Annotated in this window: 23 protein-coding genes; 14 read left to right on the top strand and 9 right to left on the bottom strand. The window is 72.1% G+C overall.

All coding sequences use genetic code 11. The features are described 5' to 3' along the window. Position 1: 1 nt before the first annotated feature. Entirely contained in the window at positions 2-1,039 is a 1,038-nt protein-coding gene (locus tag ABZ490_RS03470; protein WP_358983517.1) for a LacI family DNA-binding transcriptional regulator, read from the bottom strand. A 236-nt stretch (positions 1,040-1,275) separates the two neighbouring features. Between ABZ490_RS03470 and ABZ490_RS03465 the strand changes: the two genes are divergently transcribed. The 8 genes from ABZ490_RS03465 (at position 1,276) to ABZ490_RS03430 (ending at position 10,444) form a co-directional block, all read left to right on the top strand. Further along, positions 1,276-2,220, top strand: a complete 945-nt coding sequence (locus ABZ490_RS03465) for an ROK family protein (protein WP_358983515.1) — start codon at positions 1,276-1,278, stop codon at positions 2,218-2,220. A 526-nt stretch (positions 2,221-2,746) separates the two neighbouring features. After that, on the top strand, positions 2,747-2,941 hold the full coding sequence (locus ABZ490_RS03460; RefSeq protein WP_358983513.1) for a hypothetical protein: 195 nt from the start codon (positions 2,747-2,749) through the stop codon (positions 2,939-2,941). Positions 2,942-3,098: 157 nt separating this feature from the next. Then, complete coding sequence (locus ABZ490_RS03455) at positions 3,099-4,142, top strand: NUDIX domain-containing protein (RefSeq protein WP_358983511.1); 1,044 nt, start codon at positions 3,099-3,101, stop codon at positions 4,140-4,142. Between the two features lie 238 nt (positions 4,143-4,380). Continuing rightward, positions 4,381-6,198, top strand: a complete 1,818-nt coding sequence (locus tag ABZ490_RS03450; RefSeq protein WP_358983509.1) for an ABC transporter family substrate-binding protein — start codon at positions 4,381-4,383, stop codon at positions 6,196-6,198. Between the two features lie 83 nt (positions 6,199-6,281). Beyond that, positions 6,282-7,268: an ABC transporter permease gene (locus tag ABZ490_RS03445; protein WP_358983507.1), complete on the top strand. Its 987-nt coding sequence runs from the start codon at positions 6,282-6,284 to the stop codon at positions 7,266-7,268. Then, positions 7,261-8,181 carry an ABC transporter permease gene (locus ABZ490_RS03440; protein WP_358983505.1) on the top strand — a complete coding sequence of 307 codons (921 nt, stop codon included), beginning with the start codon at positions 7,261-7,263 and terminating at the stop codon, positions 8,179-8,181. Before ABZ490_RS03445 ends, ABZ490_RS03440 begins: the two co-directional genes overlap by 8 nt. Continuing rightward, positions 8,178-9,374 (top strand): ABC transporter ATP-binding protein, encoded by a 1,197-nt coding sequence (locus tag ABZ490_RS03435; protein WP_358983503.1) that lies wholly within the window; start codon positions 8,178-8,180, stop codon positions 9,372-9,374. The genes ABZ490_RS03440 and ABZ490_RS03435 overlap by 4 nt, the downstream gene beginning before the upstream one ends. Then, complete coding sequence (locus ABZ490_RS03430; RefSeq protein WP_358983501.1) at positions 9,371-10,444, top strand: oligopeptide/dipeptide ABC transporter ATP-binding protein; 1,074 nt, start codon at positions 9,371-9,373, stop codon at positions 10,442-10,444. The genes ABZ490_RS03435 and ABZ490_RS03430 overlap by 4 nt, the downstream gene beginning before the upstream one ends. Here the strand turns inward: ABZ490_RS03430 and ABZ490_RS03425 are convergent. Further along, entirely contained in the window at positions 10,417-11,469 is a 1,053-nt protein-coding gene (locus ABZ490_RS03425; protein ID WP_358983498.1) for a protein kinase family protein, read from the bottom strand. The two genes, ABZ490_RS03430 and ABZ490_RS03425, sit on opposite strands and share 28 nt — an antisense overlap. A gap of 75 nt (positions 11,470-11,544) precedes the next feature. Continuing rightward, on the bottom strand, positions 11,545-12,900 hold the full coding sequence (locus ABZ490_RS03420; protein ID WP_358983496.1) for a dipeptidase: 1,356 nt from the start codon (positions 12,898-12,900) through the stop codon (positions 11,545-11,547). A gap of 204 nt (positions 12,901-13,104) precedes the next feature. Between ABZ490_RS03420 and ABZ490_RS03415 the strand changes: the two genes are divergently transcribed. Beyond that, positions 13,105-14,355 (top strand): geranylgeranyl reductase family protein, encoded by a 1,251-nt coding sequence (locus ABZ490_RS03415; protein ID WP_340384220.1) that lies wholly within the window; start codon positions 13,105-13,107, stop codon positions 14,353-14,355. 18 nt (positions 14,356-14,373) lie between these two features. On the opposite strand, the gene ABZ490_RS03410 is transcribed toward ABZ490_RS03415, so the two are convergent. Then, the gene (locus ABZ490_RS03410) at positions 14,374-14,826 is read right to left on the bottom strand and encodes a nitroreductase/quinone reductase family protein (protein WP_358983493.1); all 453 of its coding nucleotides are present in this window, start codon (positions 14,824-14,826) and stop codon (positions 14,374-14,376) included. Positions 14,827-14,974: 148 nt separating this feature from the next. Between ABZ490_RS03410 and ABZ490_RS03405 the strand changes: the two genes are divergently transcribed. Then, positions 14,975-15,667 (top strand): TetR/AcrR family transcriptional regulator, encoded by a 693-nt coding sequence (locus ABZ490_RS03405; RefSeq protein WP_358983491.1) that lies wholly within the window; start codon positions 14,975-14,977, stop codon positions 15,665-15,667. Here the strand turns inward: ABZ490_RS03405 and ABZ490_RS03400 are convergent. Continuing rightward, a complete protein-coding gene (locus tag ABZ490_RS03400) occupies positions 15,664-16,176 on the bottom strand; it encodes a MarR family winged helix-turn-helix transcriptional regulator (RefSeq protein ID WP_358983489.1) in 513 nt (170 codons plus the stop codon). The two genes, ABZ490_RS03405 and ABZ490_RS03400, sit on opposite strands and share 4 nt — an antisense overlap. 78 nt (positions 16,177-16,254) lie before the next feature. Between ABZ490_RS03400 and ABZ490_RS03395 the strand changes: the two genes are divergently transcribed. From ABZ490_RS03395 to ABZ490_RS03385, 3 genes are all read left to right on the top strand, one after another. Then, entirely contained in the window at positions 16,255-16,698 is a 444-nt protein-coding gene (locus ABZ490_RS03395) for a MarR family transcriptional regulator (RefSeq protein WP_358983487.1), read from the top strand. 110 nt (positions 16,699-16,808) lie between these two features. Beyond that, on the top strand, positions 16,809-18,071 hold the full coding sequence (locus ABZ490_RS03390; RefSeq protein ID WP_358983485.1) for a sensor histidine kinase: 1,263 nt from the start codon (positions 16,809-16,811) through the stop codon (positions 18,069-18,071). Further along, positions 18,068-18,733, top strand: a complete 666-nt coding sequence (locus tag ABZ490_RS03385; RefSeq protein ID WP_358983483.1) for a response regulator transcription factor — start codon at positions 18,068-18,070, stop codon at positions 18,731-18,733. The genes ABZ490_RS03390 and ABZ490_RS03385 overlap by 4 nt, the downstream gene beginning before the upstream one ends. Here the strand turns inward: ABZ490_RS03385 and ABZ490_RS03380 are convergent. Both ABZ490_RS03380 and ABZ490_RS03375 read right to left on the bottom strand, forming a co-directional pair. After that, positions 18,694-18,978 (bottom strand): DUF6332 family protein, encoded by a 285-nt coding sequence (locus ABZ490_RS03380; RefSeq protein ID WP_358983481.1) that lies wholly within the window; start codon positions 18,976-18,978, stop codon positions 18,694-18,696. The genes ABZ490_RS03385 and ABZ490_RS03380 overlap by 40 nt on opposite strands. 71 nt (positions 18,979-19,049) lie before the next feature. Beyond that, on the bottom strand, positions 19,050-20,540 hold the full coding sequence (locus ABZ490_RS03375; protein WP_358983479.1) for an MFS transporter: 1,491 nt from the start codon (positions 20,538-20,540) through the stop codon (positions 19,050-19,052). A gap of 86 nt (positions 20,541-20,626) precedes the next feature. Between ABZ490_RS03375 and ABZ490_RS03370 the strand changes: the two genes are divergently transcribed. Continuing rightward, positions 20,627-21,043, top strand: coding sequence for a MarR family transcriptional regulator (locus ABZ490_RS03370; protein WP_358983477.1), 417 nt, complete (start codon positions 20,627-20,629; stop codon positions 21,041-21,043). Positions 21,044-21,045: 2 nt separating this feature from the next. Here ABZ490_RS03370 and ABZ490_RS03365 read toward each other — a convergent pair whose 3' ends face one another. Together ABZ490_RS03365 and ABZ490_RS03360 are read right to left on the bottom strand one after the other, a co-directional pair. After that, complete coding sequence (locus ABZ490_RS03365; protein WP_358983476.1) at positions 21,046-21,795, bottom strand: maleylpyruvate isomerase family mycothiol-dependent enzyme; 750 nt, start codon at positions 21,793-21,795, stop codon at positions 21,046-21,048. 51 nt (positions 21,796-21,846) lie between these two features. Next, positions 21,847-23,211: an MFS transporter gene (locus ABZ490_RS03360; RefSeq protein WP_358983474.1), complete on the bottom strand. Its 1,365-nt coding sequence runs from the start codon at positions 23,209-23,211 to the stop codon at positions 21,847-21,849. Positions 23,212-23,270 lie beyond the last annotated feature (59 nt).

The following is a 23,270-nucleotide window of genomic DNA, read 5'->3' as shown; positions in this document are numbered from 1 at the left end:
CTCAGTCCGCGGGCGGCAGCTCGCCCGAACCGCGCCTGATCAGCCGGGTCGGCAGTTCGATGCGCTCCGGCACGACGAGCGTGCCCTCCAGCTGCCGGAACAGCCGCTCCGCGGCGGTCCGGCCCAGCGCCGCCGCGTCCTGCGCGACGACGGTCACCCCCGGATCCAGCAGATCGGCCAGCTCCAGATCGTCGAAGGCCACCAGCGCCACCCGGCGGGCCCGCTCCGCGAGGACCCGGATCACGGTGACCGTCACCCGGTTGTTGCCCGAGAACACCGCCGTGACCGGCTCCGGACCGGACAGCATCTCCTCGGCCGCCCGGCGCACCCGGTCCGGATCGGTGGTACCCAGCGAGACCCAGCCGTCCGCGACCTCTATCCCCGCGTCCTCCATCGCCGTCCGGTAGCCGCGCAGCCGCTCCGCGGCGGTGTGGATACGCGGCATGTCACCGACGAAACCGATCCGCCGGTGCCCGTGCGCGATGAGATGGGCCACGCCCTCGCGGGCCCCGCCGAAGTTGTCCGACAGCACGCAGTCGGCGTCGATCTGCCCCGCGGGCCGGTCCACGAACACCGTCGCCACGCCCGCCTTGACCTCCGGCTCCAGATATCGGTGGTCGTCACCGGCCGGGATCACCACGAGACCGTCCACCCGCCGGGCGCACAGCGCCAGCGCCAGCTCCTGCTCGCGGTCCGGGTCCTCGGCGCTGGAACCGTTGATCAGCAGCGCCCCGTGGGCCCGGGCCACCTCCTCCACCGCCCGGCTGAGCGGGCCGTAGAACGGGTCCGCGAGATCCTCCAGGACCAGACCGATGCTCGCGGTACGCCCCTTGCGCAGCACCCGCGCGCTGTCGTTGCGGCGGAACCCCAGTGCGTCGATGGCCTCCTGGACGCGGCGCTCGGTCTCGGGGGTGACCCCCGGCTCACCGTTCACCACCCGGGAGACCGTCTTCAGACCGACCCCGGCGCGTGCCGCGACGTCCTTCATGGTGGGACGGTTGCCGTAACGGCTGTCGGGGCGGCGCGGCGTCTCGGGCACGATGCGGGGTCCTGTTCCAGTCGTCCACGGGACGGCGGCCACGGCGGCGACCGGGAGATGGTGCCGAAGGGGTGGAGGGGTCCCTGGGTTTGTATGAGGATGTGGCGTCGAGCATAGAGCCTGGACAACGTTGTCAGATGCGAGAGAGACTGTCCAGCGACAAACTCCGGCCCACGTCCCCCACCACAGGCCGGCCGGCCCCTTTTCCAAGGTTGACGGGGAGAACCGAGACTTTGATGCAGACCGACCTCGTGGCCGCGCTCGACATGGGCGGCACCAAGATCGCCGGAGCCCTGGTGGACGGCGACGGCACGATCCTGGTCCGCTCCCAGCGGCCCACACCCGCGCAGGAGGACGGCGACACCGTCATGGCGGCCGTCGAGGAGGTGCTGAAGGAGCTGACCGCCTCGCCGCTGTGGCCGCGCGTGTACGCCGTCGGCATCGGCAGCGCCGGCCCGGTGGACGCCTCCGCCGGCACGGTCAGCCCGGTCAACGTGCCCGGCTGGCGCGACTACCCGCTCGTCGACCGCGTCCGCGCCGCCACCGGCAACCTGCCCGTCGAACTGATCGGCGACGGCGTGGCCATCACGGCCGCCGAGCACTGGCAGGGCGCCGCCCGCGGCCACGACAACGCCCTGTGCATGGTGGTCTCCACCGGGGTGGGCGGAGGCCTCGTCCTCGGCGGGCGCCTGCACCCGGGCCCCACCGGCAACGCCGGCCACATCGGTCACATCAGCGTCGACCTCGACGGCGATCCCTGCCCGTGCGGGGCGCGCGGCTGCGTGGAGCGCATCGCCAGCGGCCCGCACATCGCCCGGCGCGCCCTGGAGAACGGCTGGCGGCCCGGCCCCGACGGCGACACCTCCGCGGCCGCCGTGGCCGCCGCCGCCCGGGCCGGCGACCCGGTGGCCGTCGCCTCCTTCGACCGCGCCGCCCAGGCCCTCGCCGCAGGCATCGCCGCCACCGCGACCCTCGTCGAGATCGACATCGCGGTGATCGGCGGGGGAGTGGGCAAGGCCGGCGACATCCTCTTCACCCCGCTGCGCCGGTCCCTCGCCGACTACGCCACGCTCTCCTTCGTCCAGCGCCTGAAGGTGGTTCCGGCCCAGATGGGAACGGACGCCGGACTGGTCGGAGCGGCCGCGGCGGCACTGGCGAAGGCGGGGGCGGTACGGGTGTGAGCCACGCCCGGCGCACGGACCGCGAGCGATGCGCTGTCCGGAGGGCACTGGTCGGCCTCCGGCGCCATGCTCTCCGGTGAGGGCGGCGCTCTGTCCTGAGCGCGCCGCTCTGCCGCGAGGTCGGCGCTCGGTTCCGAGAGCGGGGCTGGGCCTCGAGTGGGGCGCCGGATCCTGAGGGTGCTGCTCTCCCGTGGCTCCAGCTCCGCAGGAACGTTCAGGTGGTTCAGGCGGGGCCGCTGGGGTCGATGGAGCCGATGGGCCGAGAGGGGCTGATGGGAACGGGAGGGGCTGACGGGAGCCGACGGGATTCTGCGGGTCCGGCGAGTCCGGTGGGTTCGCCAGGACCCGGTGAGGTCCCATGGGGCCAGCGGGGCCAGCGGGGCCAGCGGGGTCAGCGGGGTCAGCGGGGCCGATGAGGCTGGCGTTCTCGTCGGCTCCGTGCACCGAGCCTCTCGGCCGGGCCCCCGGCCGAGAGGGGGGAGTGGGCGGGGCGTGACCTCTGGCGTGTCATGCCGTTGGAGTGGGCATGAAGAAGCGCAGCATGCTCGCCATCGCCTCCCTCGCCACCGGGTTCGTCGTCGCGGCCATCACTCCCTCCCACGGCCTGGGCGCCGACGACCTCGACGACCTGAACGTCCGTGACACCGTCGGCAGCCTCGACCACACCATCGCCAGCGAGAGCCTGGCGATCGACGACAACGCCCTGGGCCAGAGCGACTGACGCCAGGCGCGGCACGCCGCACGCATCGGGCCGTGGCGCCGGCGCCCCCGCACGGGAGCACCGGCGCCACGGCCTTCGTGCGCCCTCTTCGCGGAGGTGGTTTCCATGGCAGGGTGGAGCGGGCAAGCCACAGGGGGCCACCAGAAGAGGGGGAAATGTGACCGTCGTTTGGATCAACGGCGCGTTCGGTGCGGGCAAGACCACGACCGCACGGGAACTGATCGACCTGATCCCGAACAGCACGCTCTTCGACCCCGAGGTGATCGGCGGAGCGCTCCCGCACCTCTTGCCGCCCAAGCGCCTCGCGGAGGTCGGGGACCAGCAGGACCTGCCGATCTGGCGCCGACTCGTGATCGACACCGCGGCCGCACTCCTCGCCGAGGTCGGCGGCACCCTCGTCGTCCCCATGACCCTGCTGCGCCAGGAGTACCGCGACGAGATCTTCGGCGCCCTCGCCGCCCGCCGGATACCGGTCCACCACGTCCTCCTCGCTCCGGCGGAAACGATCCTGCGCGGGCGTATGGCGGGTCGCGAGGTCCCGCCCGACCTCCCCGACGGCGGGATCCGCGTCCGCCAGTGGTCCGACGACCACATCGAGCCCTACCGCGCCGCCCTCGCCTCCTGGCTCACGGCCGACGCCCACCTCGTCGACACCAGCCACCTCAGCCCGTACGAGACCGCCGTCCGCATAGCCGACGCGGTCGGCACCGGCGCCGTGCCCGCCTGCGACATCGTCCAGACCCCCGAACCCACCGGTGAGACCCTCGCCTCCGGGGTCCTGCTCTTCGACGAGCACGACCGGGTGCTGCTCGTCGACCCGACCTACAAACCCGGCTGGGAGTTCCCCGGCGGGGTCGTGGAACCCGGCGAGGCACCCGCCCGCGCCGGGATGCGCGAGGTCGAGGAGGAGACCGGCGTCCACCTGGACGACGTACCCCGGCTGCTCGTCGTCGACTGGGAACGGCCCGCACCCCCCGCTTACGGCGGACTGCGCCTCCTCTTCGACGGGGGCCGCCTCGACACGGCGGCCGTCGAGGGCCTGCTGCTGCCCGGTCCCGAACTGCGCGGCTGGCGGTTCGTCACCGAGGCGGAGGCGGCCGATCTCCTGCCGCCGGTCCGATACGAGCGGCTGCGCTGGGCGCTGAGGGCACGGGAGCGCGGCGCCGCCCTGTACCTGGAGGCCGGCGTCCCGGTCGGCTGACCCTTTGCCGAATCCCCGCCATGTTGGCGGGGATTTTGCGCTTTCTGAGTGGCTATCAGAGCGTTTTGCGCGGCCCGGAAAGAACCGAGGGGAAAGCGAGGGGGAATCGTCGCCGTCCCGGTATGCACGGGAATGTGAAGGTGGTGCACGGCAGTTCTACCGTCTTTGCGCAGCTCGACTTCCTCGCGGCCGACGGCCGCTGTGTAAGGGCCGGACATCCACCGGCCGAAGGAGGGACATGCGCGCGCAATCATCGGCCCTCACGAGGGGACTGGCACTGGCCGCCGGGCTCGCCCTGGCGCTCACCGCCTGCAGCAGCGGCGGCGGGGGAGGCGGCGGCACCGGCACCACCGCCTCCGCCGGCCTCACCTCCTGCTCCACCCAGGGCAAGGCCAACACCTGTAACTCCGCCGCCACCAGGACCGGCGGCACGTTCACCTATGTCCTCGAGAAGAACATCCAGCAGTGGAACGTGCAGGACACCAACGGCAACACCTTCGAGAACGCCGAGGCGTTGGAAGTCGTCCTGCCCTCGGTCTACGTTCCGCAGCCGGACTTCACCGTCGCTCTCGACACGGACCTCGTGACCTCGGCGACCCAGACGAGCGCCGGCCCCCAGACCATCGTCTACAAGATCAACCCCAAGGCGTCCTGGAACGACGGAACGCCGATCACCGCCGACGACTTCGTCTACTACTGGCGCACCAACGACGGCAGGGACTGCCCGCCGCCCCCCGCCTCCGACTCCACCCAGACCAAGGGCTGTCTGCCGCAGTCCACCGCCGGCTACGACCGGATCAAGTCCGTCACCGGCTCCGACCACGGCAAGACGGTCACCATGGTGATGTCCAAGCCCTACGCGGACTGGAAGTCGCTGTTCGGAGCCGGGTATCCGCTCTACCCCGCGCACGTCGCCGAGAAGGTGTCCGGTGCCAAGGCCGGGGACGCCGCGCACATGACGGCCACTCAGATGACCGAGGGCTGGCAGTACTTCCAGAAGAACCCGCCCACCAAGTACGCCACCGCCGGGCCCTACCGGATGACGCAGTGGGCGGACAACGACCACGCCACCTACCAGCCCGACCCCAAGTGGTGGGGCCGGAAGGCGCCGTTGCAGCGGCTGATCTTCAAAGTGATCTCGGACGCCACCCAGGAACCGATCGCGCTGCGCAACAACGAGGTCCAGGGCATCTACCCGCAACCCGAGGTCGACCTCGTCAACCAGGTGAAGGCCATCCCCCACGTCACCTACACCATCGGTGACGGACTGACCTGGGAACACTTCGACCTCAACCTGCACGATCCCGTGATCGGCAAGTATCTCGCCCTGCGGCAGGCGATGTTCACGGCCATCAGCGTCAAGGACATCATGGCCAAGACGGTCGCCCAGTTCGACCCCTCGGTGAAGCAGCTCTACAACCACAACTTCGTTCCCGGACAGACCGGTTACCAGGACGTGGTCAGCGCGAGCGGCCAGGGGTCGGGTGACCTCGCCAAGGCCGAGAAGTACCTGACCGACGCCAAGTTCACCGGAGTCGGCACCGCGCTCAAGACCCCGGACGGCAAGACGGTCGGGCCCTTCGACTGCCGCTACACCACCGGTAACCAGATCCGGCAGAGCGAGTGCCAGATCCTCCAGAGCGACCTCGCCCAACTGGGCATCAAAATCACGATCAAGCCGATCGGCGCCGCCGACCTCGGCACGGTCCTGGCCGGCCACCAGTACGACATCATCGTCTTCGCCTGGGTCGCCTCACCGTTCCCCGTCAGCGGCGCCCAGCAGCTGTGGACGACCGGCGCCGGCGGCAACTACGGCGGCTACAGCAACAAGCAGGTCGACTCCCTGATCAGCACGGCCATCGGCGAGACGGACCAGACCAAGGCCGACGACCTGCTCAATCAGGCCGACCGGATCATGGTGAACGCCGCGTACGTCCTGCCCCTGTACCAGAAGCCGACCTTCCTCGCGGTGCAGACGCGGTTCGCCGACATGCGCAACAACGCCACCAACGTCGGACCGCCGTACAACGTCGGCGCGTGGGGCCTGAGGAAGTAGCCCCGCCGGAGCCCGCCGGAGTCCCACCGGCCCGGCCCCGGCACCCCCGGGGCCGGGCCTCCGCCTTCGCGAGAGAAGTCCGCATGCTCGCCTACACCGTGCGCCGCATCCTCGTCTCGATCCCCGTCCTGATCGCCTCGACGTTCATCGTGTTCCTGGTCGTCGTCAACTCCGGTGACCCGGTGGCCAACTTCGCCACCTCGCGGCAGCCGCCCCCCAGCAAGGCCGCCGTGACCGCCTTCGCCCGGCACATCCACGCCGACGAACCGGCCGTGGTCCGCTACTGGAACTGGATCACCGGCGTCCTGCACGGCGACTGGGGGCCGTCCGTACAGCCCAACCTCGACATCGGGCACGACCTGTTCACCCGCTTCAGGGTGACGGTCACCCTGGTCGCCACCGCGATGCTGCTGGCCCTGGTGATGTCCGTGGTGTGCGGGGTGTTCAGCGCGATCCGCCAGTACAGTGCCGCCGACTACACCATCACCTTCTTCGGCTTCCTGTTCCTCGCCATGCCGGTGTTCTGGTTCGCGGTGCTGCTCAAACAGGCCGGGATCTGGTTCAACCAGGAGACCGGCAGCCAGTTCCTCGGCACCATCGGCGAGAAATCCCCGTACCTCGTCGTCGACACCCCGTGGAACGCGTTCGTCGACCGCGTCGGCCATCTCGTCCTGCCCACCATCACCCTGGCCCTGGTCTCCTTCGCCTCCTGGACCCGCTACACCCGCGCCTCCCTGCTCGAAGTCCTGGACAGCGACTACGTACGCCTCGCCCGCGCCAAGGGACTGCGCCGCGGCACGGTGCTCACCCGGCACGCCCTGCGCACCGCGCTCATCCCGCTCGCCACCGTCACCGCCCTCGACATCGCGATCATCCTGGGCGGCGCGGTCATCACGGAGACGATCTTCCAGTGGCACGGCATGGGCGAGATGCTCGTCCAGGCCGCGACCACCCTCGACGTCTACCGCACCATGGCCTGGTTGCTGCTGTCCGCCGTCGTCGTCATCGCGTTCAACCTGATCGCCGACCTGCTCTACGCCGTTCTCGACCCGAGGATCCGCTATGACTGACATCGGGGCACTCGGGCCGGCCGGCACGCACCTACCGTCCGACGAGCACGAGTTCACCGTGGCGCAGCGCACCCAGACCCAGCTCGTGCTGCGCCGCTTCCTGCGCCACCGGGCCGCCATGATCAGCCTGGTCGTGTTCGTGCTGATCGTGCTGTGGGCGTTCGCCGGACCCCACTTCTGGCACTACTCCTACGGCAGATTCACCCCCGACAACTCCCGGCCACCGTCCTGGAAACACCCCTTCGGCACCGACTCCTCCGGGTACGACGCCTACGCGCAGGTGATGCGCGGCACCCAGACCTCGCTGAAGATCGCCCTCCTGATCGCCCTCGGATCCACCCTGGCCGGCGCCGTGTGGGGCGCCGTCGCCGGCTTCTACCGGGGGTTCGTGGACGCGCTGATGATGCGCATCGCCGATCTGGTGCTGACACTCCCGCTGTTCGCGATCGCCCTGGTGATCTCCTCGCGCAGCGGCGGCTCCTGGTACTGGATCGCGGTCGTGATCGCCGGACTCACCTGGGCCTACGTCGCCCGGGTGGTGCGCTCCTCCGTCCTGTCCCTGCGGGAGAAGGAGTTCGTGGAGGCGGCCCGCGCCCTGGGCGCCTCCGACACCCGGATCATCTTCCGGCACCTGCTGCCCAACACACTCGGCCCGATCATCGTCAACGCGACGATCCTCGTCGCCACCGGCATCCTCACCGAGACCGCCCTGTCCTTCCTCGGCTTCGGCGTCCAACCGCCCGACACCTCCCTGGGGCTGCTGGTCGCCCAGGCGCAGACGGCGGTCGACACCCGGCCCTGGCTCTTCTACATCCCCGGCGCCTTCATCATCGCGATCGCCCTCACCATCAACTTCATCGGTGACGGACTGCGTGACGCCTTCGACCCCCGGCAGCAAAGGGTGCGACAGTGACCGCCACCGACAAAGGCACCGACAAAGGCATCGGCAAAGGCACCGACAAGGGCACCGGCAACACGGCCGGCAGCGGGGCCGACGACGCCCTGGGCGGGTCCGCGGACACCGCCGCGATCCTCGAAGTCGAAGCCCTGAACGTGGAGTTCCCGACCGAGGACGGCCCCGTACGAGCCGTCCGCGGCGTCGGCTACCGGCTCGGCCCCGGCGAATCCCTGGGCATCGTCGGCGAGTCCGGCTCCGGCAAGTCCGTCACCGCCCTCGCGGTGATGGGACTGCTGCCCGGCTCCGCCCGGGTGCACGGCTCCGTACGGTTCGACGGCACCGAACTCCTCGGCCTGTCCGACGCCCGTCTGTCACAGGTCCGGGGCAGCGGCATCGCCATGGTGTTCCAGGACCCGATGACCTCCCTCAACCCGGTCCACACCGTCGGCCACCAGATCGCCGAGACCCTCCGCAGACACGATCCGGGCCTCGGCAGACGCGCGGCCCGCACCCGCGTCGTGGAACTCCTCGGCACGGTCGGCATCCCCGGCCCCGAACGGCGCGTCGACAGCTACCCCCACGAACTCTCCGGCGGGATGCGCCAACGCGTCGTCATCGCCATCGCCATGGCCAACAACCCCGCCGTCATCATCTCCGACGAACCCACCACCGCCCTCGACGTCACCGTCCAGGCCCAGATACTCGACGCCCTGGAACACGTCCGCGCCGAGACCGGCGCCGCCCTCGTCCTCATCACCCACGACCTCGGCGTGGTCGCCGGCCACTGCGACCGCGTGGCCGTCATGTACGCCGGCCGGATCGTGGAGACCGGCACCGTCGACGACATCTTCTACACCCCGCGCATGCCCTACACCCTCGGACTGCTCGGCTCCCTGCCCCGCCTGGACCGCGAGGAGGAACGCCTCACCCCCATCACCGGCTCCCCGCCCTCCCTGCTGAACCTGCCGCCCGGCTGCCCCTTCGCCCCACGCTGCCCCCTGCGCCGCGACCTGTGCGACCACACCGAGCCGGCCCTGCGCCCGGCCGGGCATCACCCGCTCCACCTCAGCGCCTGCCACTTCACCGACGATCTCGTCGGCACCGGCGCCGCCGAGGTGTTCGACGCGACCGGCGCCGACACCGCGGCACTGGCCCGCTTCGCAGACACCGCACCGTCGTCGGGCAACGACGAGGAGAACCCCGTATGAGCGCCCCCACCCCGCCCGCCGCCGCGGCCCTGCCCCCACTGCCCGGCCACGGCGGCCACGGCACACCCGTCCTCCAGGTCCGCGACCTCGTCACCCACTTCCCGGTCATGTCCAAGGGTGTGGTCCGCCGCCGCGTCGGCGACGTGCACGCCGTGTGCGGGGTCTCCTTCGACCTGTTCGAGAACGAGACGCTCGGCCTGGTGGGCGAGTCCGGCTCGGGCAAGACCACCACCGCCCGCACCCTCCTCGGCCTGGAGTCCGCCACCTCCGGCCAGGTCCGCTACCGCGGCACCGAACTCACCGCGCTGAACCGACGCCGCATGCGGCCGCTCCGCCGCGAGCTGCAGATCGTCTTCCAGGACCCCTACGCCTCCCTCGACCCGCGCGTCTCCGTGCACGAGATCGTCGCCGAACCCCTGCGCATCCACGGCCGTTACGGCCCCGGCGGGAAGGACGAGGTACGCGAACTGCTGCGCCTGGTCGGCCTCAACCCCGAGCACGGCAACCGCTACGCCCACGAGTTCTCCGGCGGACAGCGCCAACGCATCGGCATCGCCCGCGCGTTGGCCCTGCGCCCCAAGGTGATCGTGCTCGACGAGCCCGTGTCGGCGCTCGACGTGTCGATCCAGGCAGGCGTCCTCAATCTGCTGATGGACCTCCAGAGCGAGCTGTCGCTGTCGTTCCTCTTCGTCGCCCACGACCTGTCGGTGATGCGCCACGTGGCCGGCCGGGTGGCGGTGATGTACCTGGGCCGCCTGGTCGAGATCGCCCCCGCCCGGCGCCTGTTCACCGCCCCCGCCCACCCCTACACCCAGGCCCTGGTCTCCGCCATCCCGCTCCCGGACCCGCGCAAGGAACGCGCCCGCACCCGCGTCCTCGTCCAGGGCGACATCCCGAGCCCCGTCCGCCCGCCGAGCGGCTGCCGCTTCCGCACCCGCTGCCCCACGTTCGCGCACCGGCTCACCGACACCGAGCGCACGGCCTGCGTCGAGGAGGTGCCGCAGCTGATCGACCGGGGCGGCGGCAACCCGGTCGCCTGCCACTACGCGGAGAACGTGGAGCTGCTGTAGGCGAGGCGCAGCTCCTCGTACGGGTACGGGGTCAGCCGGCTCTCCTGCCGCAGCCTGCCGAAGAAGCCGTTGAACACCGCCGTCAGGCGCGCGTCGCGGGCGATGACGGCGGCGGCCGCCTGCGGGACGCCGTCGGGCCGGGCCCCGACGGCACAGGCCCGCACGAACGCCTCCCGCTCCCGCCGGTCGTACCCGTACAGGGCGGTGACGAGCCAGTTCACCAGGTGGGCCCGGGCGTAGACCATGTCGTAGTCGCGGTGCCGGTCGAGGAAGGCGCGCTCCTGCCGGGCGAGCCGGAAGCGGGGGCTGAGGGCGAGGCCGTAGTCGGCGAGGAAGAAGTCCTCGCCGTCGGTCAGCACGTTCGCGAAGTGGGCGTCGCAGTGGAGGAGTCCGTGTTCCCGCAGGAAGGCGGTCAGCGTGCCCAGCCATGCGTCGACACGCGCGCAGGTCCGGTCCACCGCGTCCGTGCGCACCTGGGTGTCGAACCAGTCGTGCAGCGTGTGCGGAAAGTACTCCAGGAACAGCGCCAGGCTCGCGGACGCCGTGCGCAGCCCCTCGATGCGCTCGCGCACCGGCGGGGCGCCGCCCCAGAAGGCGACCACCGCTTCCACATCGGCGAGTTCGTCCGGGAGGGGCCGCACCTCGTCCGGGAGCACCCGCCAGTGATGCATCAGCGGAAACCCGGCGAAGCGGTCGGACAGCACCCAGTTCGTCGTCATCGTGTGCACGGCGAGCTCGCGCCAGGCGCCGAAACCGGGTCCGCCGATGCCGTAGTGGCAGCGGGACGGCATCCCGAACACATTCGCCGTGGACCGCACGTTCTCGGGCAGCAACTCGACGTCCGTGAGCGGAACCCGCTTGACGAACACCCGCCGGCCGGCGATCTCGACCACCGTCGACCGCCCGCCGATCCCGGCACCGGCGGGTGTCCCCGACGCCACGAGGTCCGCCAGCTCCCGGTCGCTGAGGAGGGCGAGACCGACGGCGAGGTCGGCGTGGGCGGCGCGCCGCAGGGCAGAGCACATGGCCCCCATGGTGGGGGAGGGACCCGGTGCCTGTCCGGCGATCACGCCGGACAGGGCTCGGCAGGGCTGCTCAGCTCAGCTTGCCGCGTAGTTCCGCAGGAACAGTGCTTCCGCGACGGACAGCCGCTCCAACTCCTGCGGCGACACGCTCTCGTTGACCGCGTGGATCTGGGCCTCCGGCTCGCTCAGCCCGATGAGGAGGATCTCCGCCGCCGGGTACAGGGCCGCGAGGGTGTTGCACAGCGGGATCGAGCCGCCCTGGCCGGCGTACTGCATCTCCTGGCCCGGGTAGGCGACGGCCATCGCGTCGGCCATCGCCGCGTACGCCGGGCTGGTGGTGTCGGCGCTGAACGGCTGGCCCTGGCCGATCTGCTCGGTGCTCACCCGCGCGCCCCACGGCGTGTGCGCCTCCAGGTGCGCCTGGAGCAGCTTGGTCGCCTCGGCCGCGTCCACGCCCGGCGGGACCCGCAGGCTGATCAGCGCACGGGCGCTCGCCTGCACGGACGGGGTGGCGCCGACCACCGGCGGGCAGTCGATGCCGAGGACCGTGACGGCCGGCCGGGCCCAGACACGGTCCGCGACCGTGCCGGAGCCGATCAGCCCGACGCCGTCCAGCACCTTGGCGTCCCGGCGGAACTGCTCCTCCTCGTACTGCAGCCCCTGCCAGTGCGCGTCCCCGGTCAGCCCGTCGACCGTCGTCGAGCCGTCCTCGGCCCGCAGCGAGTCCAGTACGCGGATCAGGGCGCCCAGCGCGTCGGGGGCCGCGCCGCCGAACTGGCCCGAGTGCAGGTTGCCCTCGAGTGTGTCGATCTTCACGCGCAGCATCGTCATGCCGCGCAGGGTGGAGGTGGCCGTGGGCAGGCCGACCCGGAAGTTGCCGGAGTCGCCGATCACGATCGCGTCGGCGGCCAGCAGGTCCGGGTGCTGCTCGGCGTACCGCTCGAGGCCGCCGGTGCCCTGCTCCTCCGAGCCCTCCACGATCACCTTCACGTGCACCGGGACTCCGCCGTTCGCCTTCAGGGCGCGCAGCGCGAGCAGATGCATGAGGAGGCCGCCCTTGCAGTCGGCGGTGCCGCGGCCGTACCAGCGGCCCTCGCGCTCGGTCAGCTCGAACGGCGGAGTGGTCCAGCCCGCCTCGTCCAGCGGCGGCTGCACGTCGTAGTGCGCGTACAGCAGCACGGTCCGCGCGCCCTCCGGGCCCGCCAGCCGGCCGTACACCGACTGCGTGCCGTCGGGCGTGTCGAGCACCGCCACGTCCTCGAAGCCCTCGGCCTCCAGCGCGGCCGTGATCCAGTTCGCGGCGGCCTCGCTCTCGCTGCGGGGGAACTGGTCGAAGTCCGCCACCGACTTGAAGGCCACCAGCTCGGCGAGCTCCGCCTTCGCCCTGGGCAGCAGCGAGGCGACGGTCTCGGCGACCGGATTCGACGACATGGGCACGCTCCTTGTGGGTGCGACGTTGTACGGGGTGGCACTGGTCCGTTGTTCGGGGACCGTGCGAGCGTACGCGCCGCCGGGTCGGGGTCGCGCACCTCGCCGATCTTTCCACAGCGGACCGTCATCGGGCCGTGACGATCTCCGCCGTAGGATGCGGGGGACAGGTGCGGCAGGCGGCTTGATCGGGAGCAGTAGACCATCGTGAGCAGCGAGAACTCTTCGGCGGACGACGTGCGGCAGGTGTGGGACGTCGTCGTGGTGGGCGCGGGACCCGCGGGGGCTTCGGCCGCCTACGCGGCGGCGGTCACGGGACGGCGCGTCCTGTTGCTGGAGAAGGCGGAGCTGCCCCGCTACAAGACGTGCGGCGGCGGCATCATCGGCCCTTCTCGGGACGCGCTGCCCCCCGGTTTCGATCTGCCCTTCCGCGACCGGGTGCACGCGGTGACCTTCTCCAACAACGGGCGCTTCACCCGGACGCGCCGCTCTCGGCAGATGCTGTTCGGGCTGATCAACCGGCCCGAGTTCGACCAGCAGCTGGTCGAGCACGCCCAGAAGGCGGGCGCCGAACTGCGGACGGGTGTCACGGTCACCCGCGTCGAGCAGCACGGCTCGGCGGTCCCCGACCGGCGCACGGTGGCGGTCGTCCTCCAGGGCGGCGAGACCGTGCTGGCGCGCGCGGTGGTGGGTGCGGACGGCAGTGCCAGCCGCATAGGGGCGCACGTCGGGGTGAAGCTCGACCAGGTGGACCTCGGTCTGGAGGCGGAGATCCCGGTGCCGGACACGGTCGCCGAGGACTGGCGGGGCCGCGTCCTCATCGACTGGGGCCCCATGCCCGGCAGCTACGGCTGGGTGTTCCCCAAGGACGACACGCTGACGGTCGGTGTGATTTCCGCGCGCGGCGAGGGCGCCGCCACCAAGCGGTATCTCGAGGACTTCATCGGGCGGCTGGGCCTGGCCGGCTTCGAGCCGAGCATCTCCTCCGGCCACCTCACGCGCTGCCGCGCCGACGACTCGCCGCTCTCCCGCGGGCGCGTGCTGGTCTGCGGGGACGCGGCCGGCCTGCTGGAGCCGTGGACCCGTGAGGGCATCTCCTTCGCGCTGCGCTCGGGCCGTCTCGCGGGCGAGTGGGCGGTCCGCATCGCGGAGGCGCACGACGCGGTGGACACCCGCCGGCAGGCCCTGAACTACGCGTTCGCGATCAAGGCGGGCCTCGGGGTCGAGATGGCGGTCGGCAAGCGCATGCTGGCGGCCTTCGAGCGCCGTCCCGGCCTCTTCCACGCCGCCCTCACCGGCTTCCGCCCGGCGTGGCGGGCGTTCGCCGACATCACCCGGGGCCGTACGACCCTCGGTGAGCTGGTCCGTTCGCATCCGATGGCCCAGCGCGCGCTGACCCTGATGGACCGCAGGCAGGAGCCGGCCGCGACACCGGCCGAGGAGCCCGAGGAGGCCTGAGCCGGGGCCGGGCGGTGGTCAGCCCTCGACCGTGATCCGGAACACCGGGTGGTCGGGGGCCGCCGCCACGATCTCCTCGTCGGTGGACTTCGCCGTGACCCCGTTGAAGTACTGGTTGACCTCCCAGCCCCACTTCTCCAGGTAGGTCCGCAGGATCGCGGGCTTCTCCTCGTCCGGGACCTCCACCGCGGTGAACGTGCGCACCTTGCGCCCCACCCGCAGCTCCCCGCCGCCGGCCACCCGCATGTTGCGCACCCACTGGGAGTGCCCGCGCGCCGAGACCAGGAACTGCACCCCTTTGTACGTGTGCGGGTTGACGGGAATGCGCTGCATCTGCCCGCTCTTGCGGCCCCGCACGGACATCTCCGCCGAGCCCATGAGGCTCACCCCGTGCCGGGCCAGCCAGCCGATGACACTGTTGAAGCGGACGTTGATCGGGCTGCCCTTGAGGTAGTACGGCTGCGACGACATCGGTGACCCCAGTCATGTGGGAGAGCGGTGCTCTCGCTTGCTTCGAGTGTGCCGGAGATTGGCGATCCAATGCAAGAGCGGTGCTCTCGAATTTTTGCGTCGCTCTCGAATGTGTGCACTGATCTGCCCGCGTGGGAGACTGAGGAGCATGAGCACCAACGCCGCCCAGGGGGCCCGCGCCCGCGCCCGGATCGAAGTCACCGCCGCCATCAAGGAGGAGGCGCGCAGACAGCTGGCCGCCGAGGGTGCCGCCAAGCTCTCGCTGCGGGCGGTGGCGCGCGAGCTGGGCATGGTCTCCTCCGCCCTGTACCGGTACTTCCCGAGCCGCGACGACCTGCTCACCGCACTCATCATCGACGCGTACGACTCCCTCGGCGAGCGCGCGGAGGCCGCGCACGCCGCCGTCGCCGGGGCGGACCCGGTGCGGCGCTGGGTGGCGGTGTGCGAGGCGGTGCGCGGCTGGGCGCAGGCGCATCCGCACGAGTACGCGCTGATCTACGGCACGCCCGTCCCCGGATACAGCGCCCCGCAGACCACCGTGCCGGCCGCGTCCCGGGTCGGCCTGCTGCTCATCGGCATCGTCCGGGACGCGCACCGGTCGCAGGCCCTGGAGGTGCCGCTGCTCAGCGACGAACTCGTGCCGGAGGCCGTGCGCATGGCCGGCGACTTCGCCCCCGACCTGCCCCCGGGGGCGGTCGCGGCGCTCGTCGCGTCCTGGGCGCAGCTGTTCGGACTGGTCGGCTTCGAGCTGTTCGGCCAGTTCAACCGGATGGTGGAGGAGCGTGAGCCGTTCTTCCGGCACGCGGTGACCCGGCTGGCGTACGGGGTGGGGCTGCGCTAGTCGCCTTCGGGGCGCTCGGTCAGATGGGTGAAGTCCCGCACGAACCGGGTCAGCAGCCGGGCCAGCGCCTCGCGGTCCCCGGCCGGCCAGTCGGCGACGGTCTCGGCGACCACCCGGTGCCGGAAGTCATGCATGCGGGCGAGGGTGGCGTGCCCGTCGGGGGTGAGGGTCAGCAGGGACCGGCGGCCGTCGCGCTGATCGGCCTGGCGGCGCAGCAGTCCGGCCAGCAGTGCCTGGGCGGCTAGGCGGCTGGCGCGGGGCTGGTCCACGGCCAGCGCGGCCGCTGCCTCGGTCACCGTCAGGGTCTCGCCCCGCTCGGTCGCGGACTCGACCGTGTCCAGCAGATCGAAGACGCCGTCGGGCAGGGCGGCGTGCGCGCCGCCGCGCTCGCCGCGCCGCTCCGCGAGCCGGGCCAGGTTCCGGCGCCGTTGCGCCCGTCGCAGCGCCACGACGGCCCGCTCGATCGCCGCCGTCTCCCGGTCCGACCCCGCAGCCGCCTTGCCGCTCACGAGCCCTCCTGTGCATAGTGAAAGACAATTGCATGTCACGTTACATGGAAATTGGTGCGCTCTCTTCCGGAGGTCTCCGTGTCCGCGACCGTCCCCGCCGCCCGCCCCATCGGCTACTGGCTCAAGCACCTCGACAACCTTCTGGAACAGCACTTCGATGCCACGCTCTCGGGCCTCGGCGTGAACCGTCGCTCTTGGCAGGTGCTCAACACCCTCGCCCTGCACGGCCCCCTCGGCAGCGCCGGGCTCACCGACGCCCTCGCCCCGTTCTGGACGGAGGGCGGCCCCACCTCGGACGAGGTGCTCGCGTGGCTCACCGCCCGGCACTGGATCCACGCCGACGCCGACGGGCGGCGCGCCCTCACGGACGCGGGCCGCGCGGCGCACACGCAGGTGCGGGCAGGCGTCGAGAGCACCCGGGCCAACCTTGTCACCGGCCTGACCGGCGAGCAGTACACGGAGACGGTCCGCGTGCTGTCCGTGATGGCGGGCAACGTGGAGGCGGCACTCGCGGCCCGCTGACGAGACCGCCCGCACGGGGGGCCGGGCGCGGGCCTACTTCCTGGGGAGTACGGCTGATCACCTCGCCCGGCGGACGTCCGGCGCGGCTCCCGGCGTCTAGCGTGGCCGACATGGACGGAGAGCGGGAGCGCGGGGGCGGGCCGGGGTGGTGGCAGGGGCACGGACCGCTCCGGCCGCGCCGGTGGGCGGGGGAGGGCGCGGACGGCGACGGCGGTCGTTGGCCGTGGCGGTCCACGCTGCTGCTGACCGCCTTCGTCCTCGCGGGCTCGACCTTCGCCGCCCATGTGCAGGAGGGCGAGCGGGCCGCACTGGACGTCTTCGCCCGTGTCCTCCTGTTCCTCTCCTGCGCACTCCTGCTGTGGCGGCGACGGCATCCGGTGGGCGTCGTGTTCGGCACCGCGGTGGTGGTCGCGCTCTATCTGGGCGCGGGCTATCCGTACGGCCCGGTGTTCTTCACGGTGGCCGTGGCCTGCTTCTCCGCCGTCGTCGCCGGGCACCGGCGGGCCGCGTGGACCGCGCTCGGGCTGCTGTGCGCCGTCCATCTGCTGGTCGCGTACTGGCTGTACCGGTGGCTGCCGCCGGCCGGGGACCGGCCGGCGTCCCTCGGGCAGGAGATCGTGGTCACCGGCTGGGTCGTCGCCATCGTGGCGGTCGCGGAACTGGCCCGGGCCCGGCGAGAGCAGTGGTCACGGGAGCGGGCCGAACGCGCCCAGGCCGCCCGGCGCCGCGCCGACGAGGAACGGCTGCGGATCGCCCGTGAACTGCACGACGTCCTCGCGCACAGCCTCTCCGTCATCAACGTCCAGGCGGGCGTAGGTCTCGCCCTCCTCGACGCCGACCCGGATCAGGCGCGCACGGCGCTCACCACCATCAAGTCCGCCAGCAAGGAGGCGCTCGGCGAGGTGCGCCAGGTGCTCGACACCCTCCGTACGCCGGGAGACGCGCCGCGCGCCCCGGCACCCGGCCTGGACCGGCTCCCCGAACTGGTCGAGCAGGCGGCACGCGCGGGGCTCACCGTCGAGGTGACCGGGGAGCCGCCCCGGCTGTCGCCCGGCACCGATCTGGCCGCGTTCCGCGTCCTTCAGGAGGCCCTCACCAACGTCGTGCGCCACTCCGGTTCACGGCACGCGCGCGTACGGCTCGACGGGCACGGTGGGACGCTACGGCTGCGGATCGACGACGACGGGCCGGCGACCGGTGCGGATGCGGGCGGCAGTGGCAACGGTCTCGCCGGGATGCGGGAGCGTGCCGCGGCGCTGGGTGGCACGATCGAGGCGGGGCCGCGCGCCGACGGCGGCTTCCGTGTGCTCGCCGTCCTGCCGGTGCAGGCGCCGGCGGGGGCGACGAGGGCCGAGGGTGGGGAGGGCGAGTGATCCGGGTACTGCTCGCGGACGACCAGTCCCTGGTTCGGGCCGGGTTCCGGGCGCTGCTCGACGCACAGCCGGACATCGAGGTGTGCGCGGAGGCGGCCGACGGCGAGGAGGCCGTGCGGATGGTCCGTGAACGGGGCCCGGACGTCGTCCTGATGGACATCCGCATGCCCCGGCTGGACGGCCTCGCGGCCACCCGCCGTATCACCGGGGACGAGGCGCTCGCCCGGGTCAGGGTGGTCATGCTGACCACGTTCGAACTCGACGAGTACGTCTTCGAGGCGATCCGGTCGGGTGCCTCCGGCTTCCTGGTCAAGGACACCGAACCCGAGGAACTCCTGCGCGCCGTGCGGGCGGTGGTGGCCGGTGACGCGCTGCTCTCGCCCGGTGTGACGCGCCGGCTCATCGCCGAGTTCGCCGCCCGCTCCAAGGAGCCCGCCGCGGCGGAGGAGCTGGGCCGGCTCACGGAACGCGAGCGGGAGGTGATGGCGCTGGTCGGCATCGGCCTGTCCAACGAGGAGATCGCCCGCCGCCTGGTCGTCAGCCCCCTGACCGCCAAGACCCACGTCAGCCGCACCATGGTGAAACTGGGCGTCCGGGACCGCGCCCAACTGGTCGTGCTGGCCTATGAGTCGGGCCTGGTGCGACCGGGCTGGCTGGGCTGAGCCGCCCGGGGGAAGCGCCACAGCACGCCCACCACACGGACCACGAACAGCACGGCGGCCGACACCAGCCCCGCGCCCAGTATCAACCGGTCGACGAACGGGGGCAGTTCGAACAGCAGCACCGGACCGGCGACCGCGCAGAACGTGACCCCCGCCGCGAACGCGGCGCTGAACAGGGCGTATCCGATCTCCACGGTGATCGCATCCCGCTCGGCAGGGCTTCGCCGTCCCCCGTGACCGCTCATCCCGTGATTCTCACCGCCCCGCGCCCGGCGGGGCAACCACCCCCGCCGGGCGCACGCTCGAGGTGAATCCCTCAGTCGCCGACCGGCACGCGGTCCGGTCGTGCCGCCTCCACCGTGGAGCCCGCGACGACGACCGATCCGCGGGCGCGGCGGCTGCGCAGGCCGGGGAGGGTGATGAGGAGACCCGCGGCGGCGATCGCCGTCACCACCGCGAGGCCGGGGCGGTAGCTGTCCAGGACGGCCTGCGGGGTGGGGTCGGCCGGGGCGCCTGCGGTCACCACCGCCGTCACCACGGCGAGGAAGATCGCGCCGCCGACCTGCACGGACGTGTTGAGCAGACCGGACACCATGCCCTGCTCATGGTCCGCCACACCATTGGTGGCCTGGATGTTGAGCGAGGGGAAGACCAGCGCGCAGGCCGCGCCGATCAGCAGCATGGTCGGCAGGATGACGACCGCGTACACCGGGTCGAGGTCGACGCGCAGGAACAGCGCGTACCCGGCGACCATCAGGGCGAAGCCGGCCGCGATCAGCCGGGGTGTGCCGAACCGGTCCACGATCGCGCCGACGTTGGTGGAGGACACGGCCACCAGCGCACCCGCCGGCAGGAACGCGAGCGCCGTGTGCAGCGCCGACCAGCCGAGCAGCGACTGCATGTAGAGCGTGGCCAGGAACTGGAAGCCGACGTACGACCCGAAGAAGGCCATGGCGCCGAGCTGGGCGCGGATCTGGTTGCCGGAGCGCAGCACACCGAGCCGGATGAGCGGTCCGGCGGAGCGCCGCTCGACCCGCACGAACACCGTCAGCAGGACGGCGACCGCGAGGAACGAGAGCAGTGTGCGCGCGGACGTCCAGCCCGCCTCCGGTGCCTGGACGACCGTGAACACCAGCAGCAGCATCGACAGGGTGCCGAGGACGGCACCGGGGACGTCGTACCCGTTGTGGTCCCGTTCGCGCCCGCTGCGCGGCAGCAGCCGCATTCCCGCGAACAGCGCGATCAGGGCGATCGGCGCGGGCAGCAGCATGGTCAGTCGCCAACTGGCCTCCGTGAGCAGGCCGGAGAGGACCAGGCCCATGGAGAAGCCGGTGGCGGCGCAGGTGGTGTAGATGGACAGGGCCCGGTTGCGCAGCGGTCCCTCGGGGAACGTCGTCGTGATGATCGACAGTCCGGCCGGCGCGGTGAACGCCGCGCTCAGGCCCTTGATGAAGCGGCTGGCGATCAGCAGCGGGCCGGAGTCGACGAGCCCGCCCAGCAGCGAGGCGAGCGCGAAGACACCGAGGGCGACCAGGAAGACCTGGCGCCGGCCCAGGAGATCGGCGGTCCGGCCGCCCAGGAGCAGCAGTCCGCCGTAGCCGAGGATGTAGCCGCTGACGATCCATTGCAGCGTCGAGGTGGAGAGGCCCAGGTCGGAGCCTATGGACGGCAGGGCGACGCCGACCATCGACACATCGAGTGCGTCCAGGAACATCGCGGCGCACAGCACCAGCAGGGTGCCCCACAACCGGGAGGTCCAGCGTCCCTCGGGCACGCCGGGGACAGGTGAGGTGAGCGGAGAGGTCATGGCGACGACAGTACATGTGCACGCATTGAATGCAAGTGCATTTAATTCCGATGCAACAAAAGTGTCTCTCTGCTACGGTGCGGGCCATGGCGGCGAAGAACGGCGAGGTGGACAGAGCCGAGCGGGCGCTGGTCGAGCAGTGGCGGGACATGCTGGCCCTGCATGCCCGGACCCAGTGCGAACTCGACCGGGTGCTGCACCGGCACGGTCTGTGCGCCAGCGACTTCGAGGTGCTGGACGTCCTCGCCGAGTCGGCGGAGAACGCGGCGTGCAGCTACCGCCTCCAGGAGATCGCCGAGCGCGTCCATCTCACCCAGAGCGCGCTCTCCCGGCTGATCGCCCGCCTGGAGAAGGACGGCCTCGTCGAACGCGGCCTGTGCGCGGAGGACCGGCGAGGCGTCCGGGTCGCCCTCACGGGCAAGGGGCGGGCGCTGCACGGCGATGTCCTCCCGGCACAGCGAGCAGTGCTCACCCGCATGCTGGCGCCGTCGGACGCCTCCTAGTTTCAGGTGATGGCGGACTTCTCCCGCCACAGGGCCGTGAGTTCCGTGTCGCCGGTGACGGCGGGGAACGGCAGACGGTTCCACAGGGCCAGATAGAGCTGCGCCGCCGGTCCGGTGATCTCGCAGTCCGCGTCACCGTCGGCGGTGCGCTCCGTCACGGGAGGTTCGGGGGACAGCCGTACGGTCCACACGGCGTCCTCCGCGAGATCCGTCGCCCGTAGCCGCAGCACCCGGGGCTTCTTGGTGCGCACCCTGCTCCGGTCGCGGGCGTGGAATCCGCTCAGCAGCTCGTCGATGCCGTCGGCGGCGAAGGCGGCGGGCAGACTTCGCGCGCTCTCCTGAGGGGTGCGGCCCAGCGCCGAGTCGGCGTCCGCGCGGTGGACGGCCGTCTCGTGCGCCTGCCGCCGGGCCCAGAACGCCAGCGGCGACGGAGCGGGCAGGAAATGCCAGCACGTGACGTCGGGCGGTGCGCTGCTCAGGGTGTCGACGAGCATGCGGTGTCCCTCGCGGAACCAGTCCAGCAGTTCGGGCCCGTCGAGGTCCGGCTCGCCCTCGCCGGGGTGGTACTCCGTCCTGGCCTCGGCGACGCACGACCGCGCCCACCGGTGCACCATGCCCGTGTGCCGCAGCAGGTCCCCGACCTGCCAGCCCGGGCAGGCGGGCACGGCGGCACCGGTGCCCGCCCCGGCCGCCGCTTCGGCCAGCGCACGGCCCTCCCGGTCGAGCGTGCTGATGAACTCGGCAGTCTCCATGAGGGTGAGTGTGCCGGACGGAGCGCGGCCCGGGCCGGGTGTTTCGTGGGCTCAGGTCGCCCGGCGGGTGGTGAAGCCGATCAGCGCGGCCACTCCGGCGAGGGCGGCCACGCTGGTCAGGGCGAGGGACAGGGAGAGCCACTCGGCCAGGAAGCCGATGGCGGGCGGGCCGAGGAGCATGCCGCCGTAGCCGAGGGTGGAGGCGGTGGCGACCCCGCTGGGCCCGGCCAGGGCGCCCGCGCGTTCCACGGCCACCGGGAACAGGTTGGCGAGGCCGAGGCCCGCGATCAGATAGCCCAGCAGGGCCGCCCACAGCGCGGGGGCGAGGGCGCCGAGCAGCATCCCGGCGGCCGCGACGGAACCCCCGGCCACCACGGTGCGGGTGCGGCCCAGCCGTTCGAGGAGCGTGGTGCCGGTCAGCCGGCCGACGGTCATGGCCAGTGCGAAACACGAGTACCCGATCGCGGCGGCTCCGGCGGAGGTACCGAGGTCCTGCCGCAGGTGCAGCGCGCCCCAGTCGGCCAGGGCGCCCTCGCCGTACGCCGTGCACAGGGCGATCAGACCGAAGACGAGGACGAGTCGGCGGGTGCGGGGGGCTGCCGCCGAGTCGGGGGAAGGCTGCGGCAGTCGCACGGGGGCACCGGCTTCCTGCGGCGCGGGCGCGGGCGCAGGCGAGGGCAGCGGGGAAGGGGGGAGCGTCGTGCTCACGGCCGTTTCCCGCGAGGGCTGTGACAGCGTTGTCGGGGCGGTCGGTTCCGGCGTGGGGCGTGGCGGACGTGGCCGTCCCGTCGGCGTGGGGCGTCCCGCCGGGGCGGACTCGGCGGTGATCGCCGTCGGTGACCCCGCGGCCGAGGCCGGGGCCTGGCGCAGCAGTGCCGGTCCGGCGACGGCCGTCACCGCCAGGCCGACGAGCCCGAGCCCGACCAGGTGGACGGTGGGCGACAGCGCCCCGGCGACGAGCGCGCCGAGCCCCGCGCCCAGCATGCCGCCCAGGCTGAACGCGGCGTGGAAGGTCGGCATGATCGGCCGGCGCAGGGCCGCCACCAGGTCGACGGCGGCACTGTTGAAGGCGACGTTGATGCCGCCGTACGCACTGCCGAACACGAGGAGGACGAGGCCGAGGGTGAGGGCGGAGTGGGTGAGCGGGGGCAGCATCACGCCGAGGCAGAGCAGCACGGCGCACACGACCGTGACCGGATGGCTGCCGTAGCGGCGGCACAGGCGCCCGGTCAGGGTCATGGTGACGACCGCTCCGGCGGAGACCCCGAGCAGGGCCAGGCCGAGGGTGCCGGCGGTGGCGTCGGTCTGCTCCTTGATGGCGGGGATGCGGACGACCCACCCGGCGAAGACGAAGCCGTCGAGTGCGAAGAAGGCGGTGAGGATGATCCGGAGACGGGTGAGGGTGTGGCCCGGCACGACACTGTGCGTTCGGGGTTTGTTTATTAGCGGCACAAACTCAGGCTAGGGGTGCGCCG

It is taken from the genome of Streptomyces sp. NPDC005811, assembly GCF_040630405.1.
GTDB lineage: Bacteria > Actinomycetota > Actinomycetes > Streptomycetales > Streptomycetaceae > Streptomyces.
This window is presented reverse-complemented; position numbering and strand designations above follow the sequence as displayed.

Bases quoted from the DNA above. Each gene is read 5' to 3' on its own strand.
- ABZ490_RS03465 (WP_358983515.1), top strand. From the start codon at position 1,276: ATGCAGACCGACCTCGTGGCCGCGCTCGACATGGGCGGCACCAAGATC.
- ABZ490_RS03460 (WP_358983513.1), top strand. From the start codon at position 2,747: ATGAAGAAGCGCAGCATGCTCGCCATCGCCTCCCTCGCCACCGGGTTC.
- ABZ490_RS03450 (WP_358983509.1), top strand. From the start codon at position 4,381: ATGCGCGCGCAATCATCGGCCCTCACGAGGGGACTGGCACTGGCCGCC.
- ABZ490_RS03445 (WP_358983507.1), top strand. From the start codon at position 6,282: ATGCTCGCCTACACCGTGCGCCGCATCCTCGTCTCGATCCCCGTCCTG.
- ABZ490_RS03440 (WP_358983505.1), top strand. From the start codon at position 7,261: ATGACTGACATCGGGGCACTCGGGCCGGCCGGCACGCACCTACCGTCC.
- ABZ490_RS03430 (WP_358983501.1), top strand. From the start codon at position 9,371: ATGAGCGCCCCCACCCCGCCCGCCGCCGCGGCCCTGCCCCCACTGCCC.
- ABZ490_RS03425 (WP_358983498.1), bottom strand. From the start codon at position 11,469: ATGTGCTCTGCCCTGCGGCGCGCCGCCCACGCCGACCTCGCCGTCGGT.
- ABZ490_RS03420 (WP_358983496.1), bottom strand. From the start codon at position 12,900: ATGTCGTCGAATCCGGTCGCCGAGACCGTCGCCTCGCTGCTGCCCAGG.
- ABZ490_RS03410 (WP_358983493.1), bottom strand. From the start codon at position 14,826: ATGTCGTCGCAGCCGTACTACCTCAAGGGCAGCCCGATCAACGTCCGC.
- ABZ490_RS03405 (WP_358983491.1), top strand. From the start codon at position 14,975: ATGAGCACCAACGCCGCCCAGGGGGCCCGCGCCCGCGCCCGGATCGAA.
- ABZ490_RS03390 (WP_358983485.1), top strand. From the start codon at position 16,809: ATGGACGGAGAGCGGGAGCGCGGGGGCGGGCCGGGGTGGTGGCAGGGG.
- ABZ490_RS03380 (WP_358983481.1), bottom strand. From the start codon at position 18,978: ATGAGCGGTCACGGGGGACGGCGAAGCCCTGCCGAGCGGGATGCGATC.
- ABZ490_RS03375 (WP_358983479.1), bottom strand. From the start codon at position 20,540: ATGACCTCTCCGCTCACCTCACCTGTCCCCGGCGTGCCCGAGGGACGC.
- ABZ490_RS03370 (WP_358983477.1), top strand. From the start codon at position 20,627: ATGGCGGCGAAGAACGGCGAGGTGGACAGAGCCGAGCGGGCGCTGGTC.
- ABZ490_RS03365 (WP_358983476.1), bottom strand. From the start codon at position 21,795: ATGGAGACTGCCGAGTTCATCAGCACGCTCGACCGGGAGGGCCGTGCG.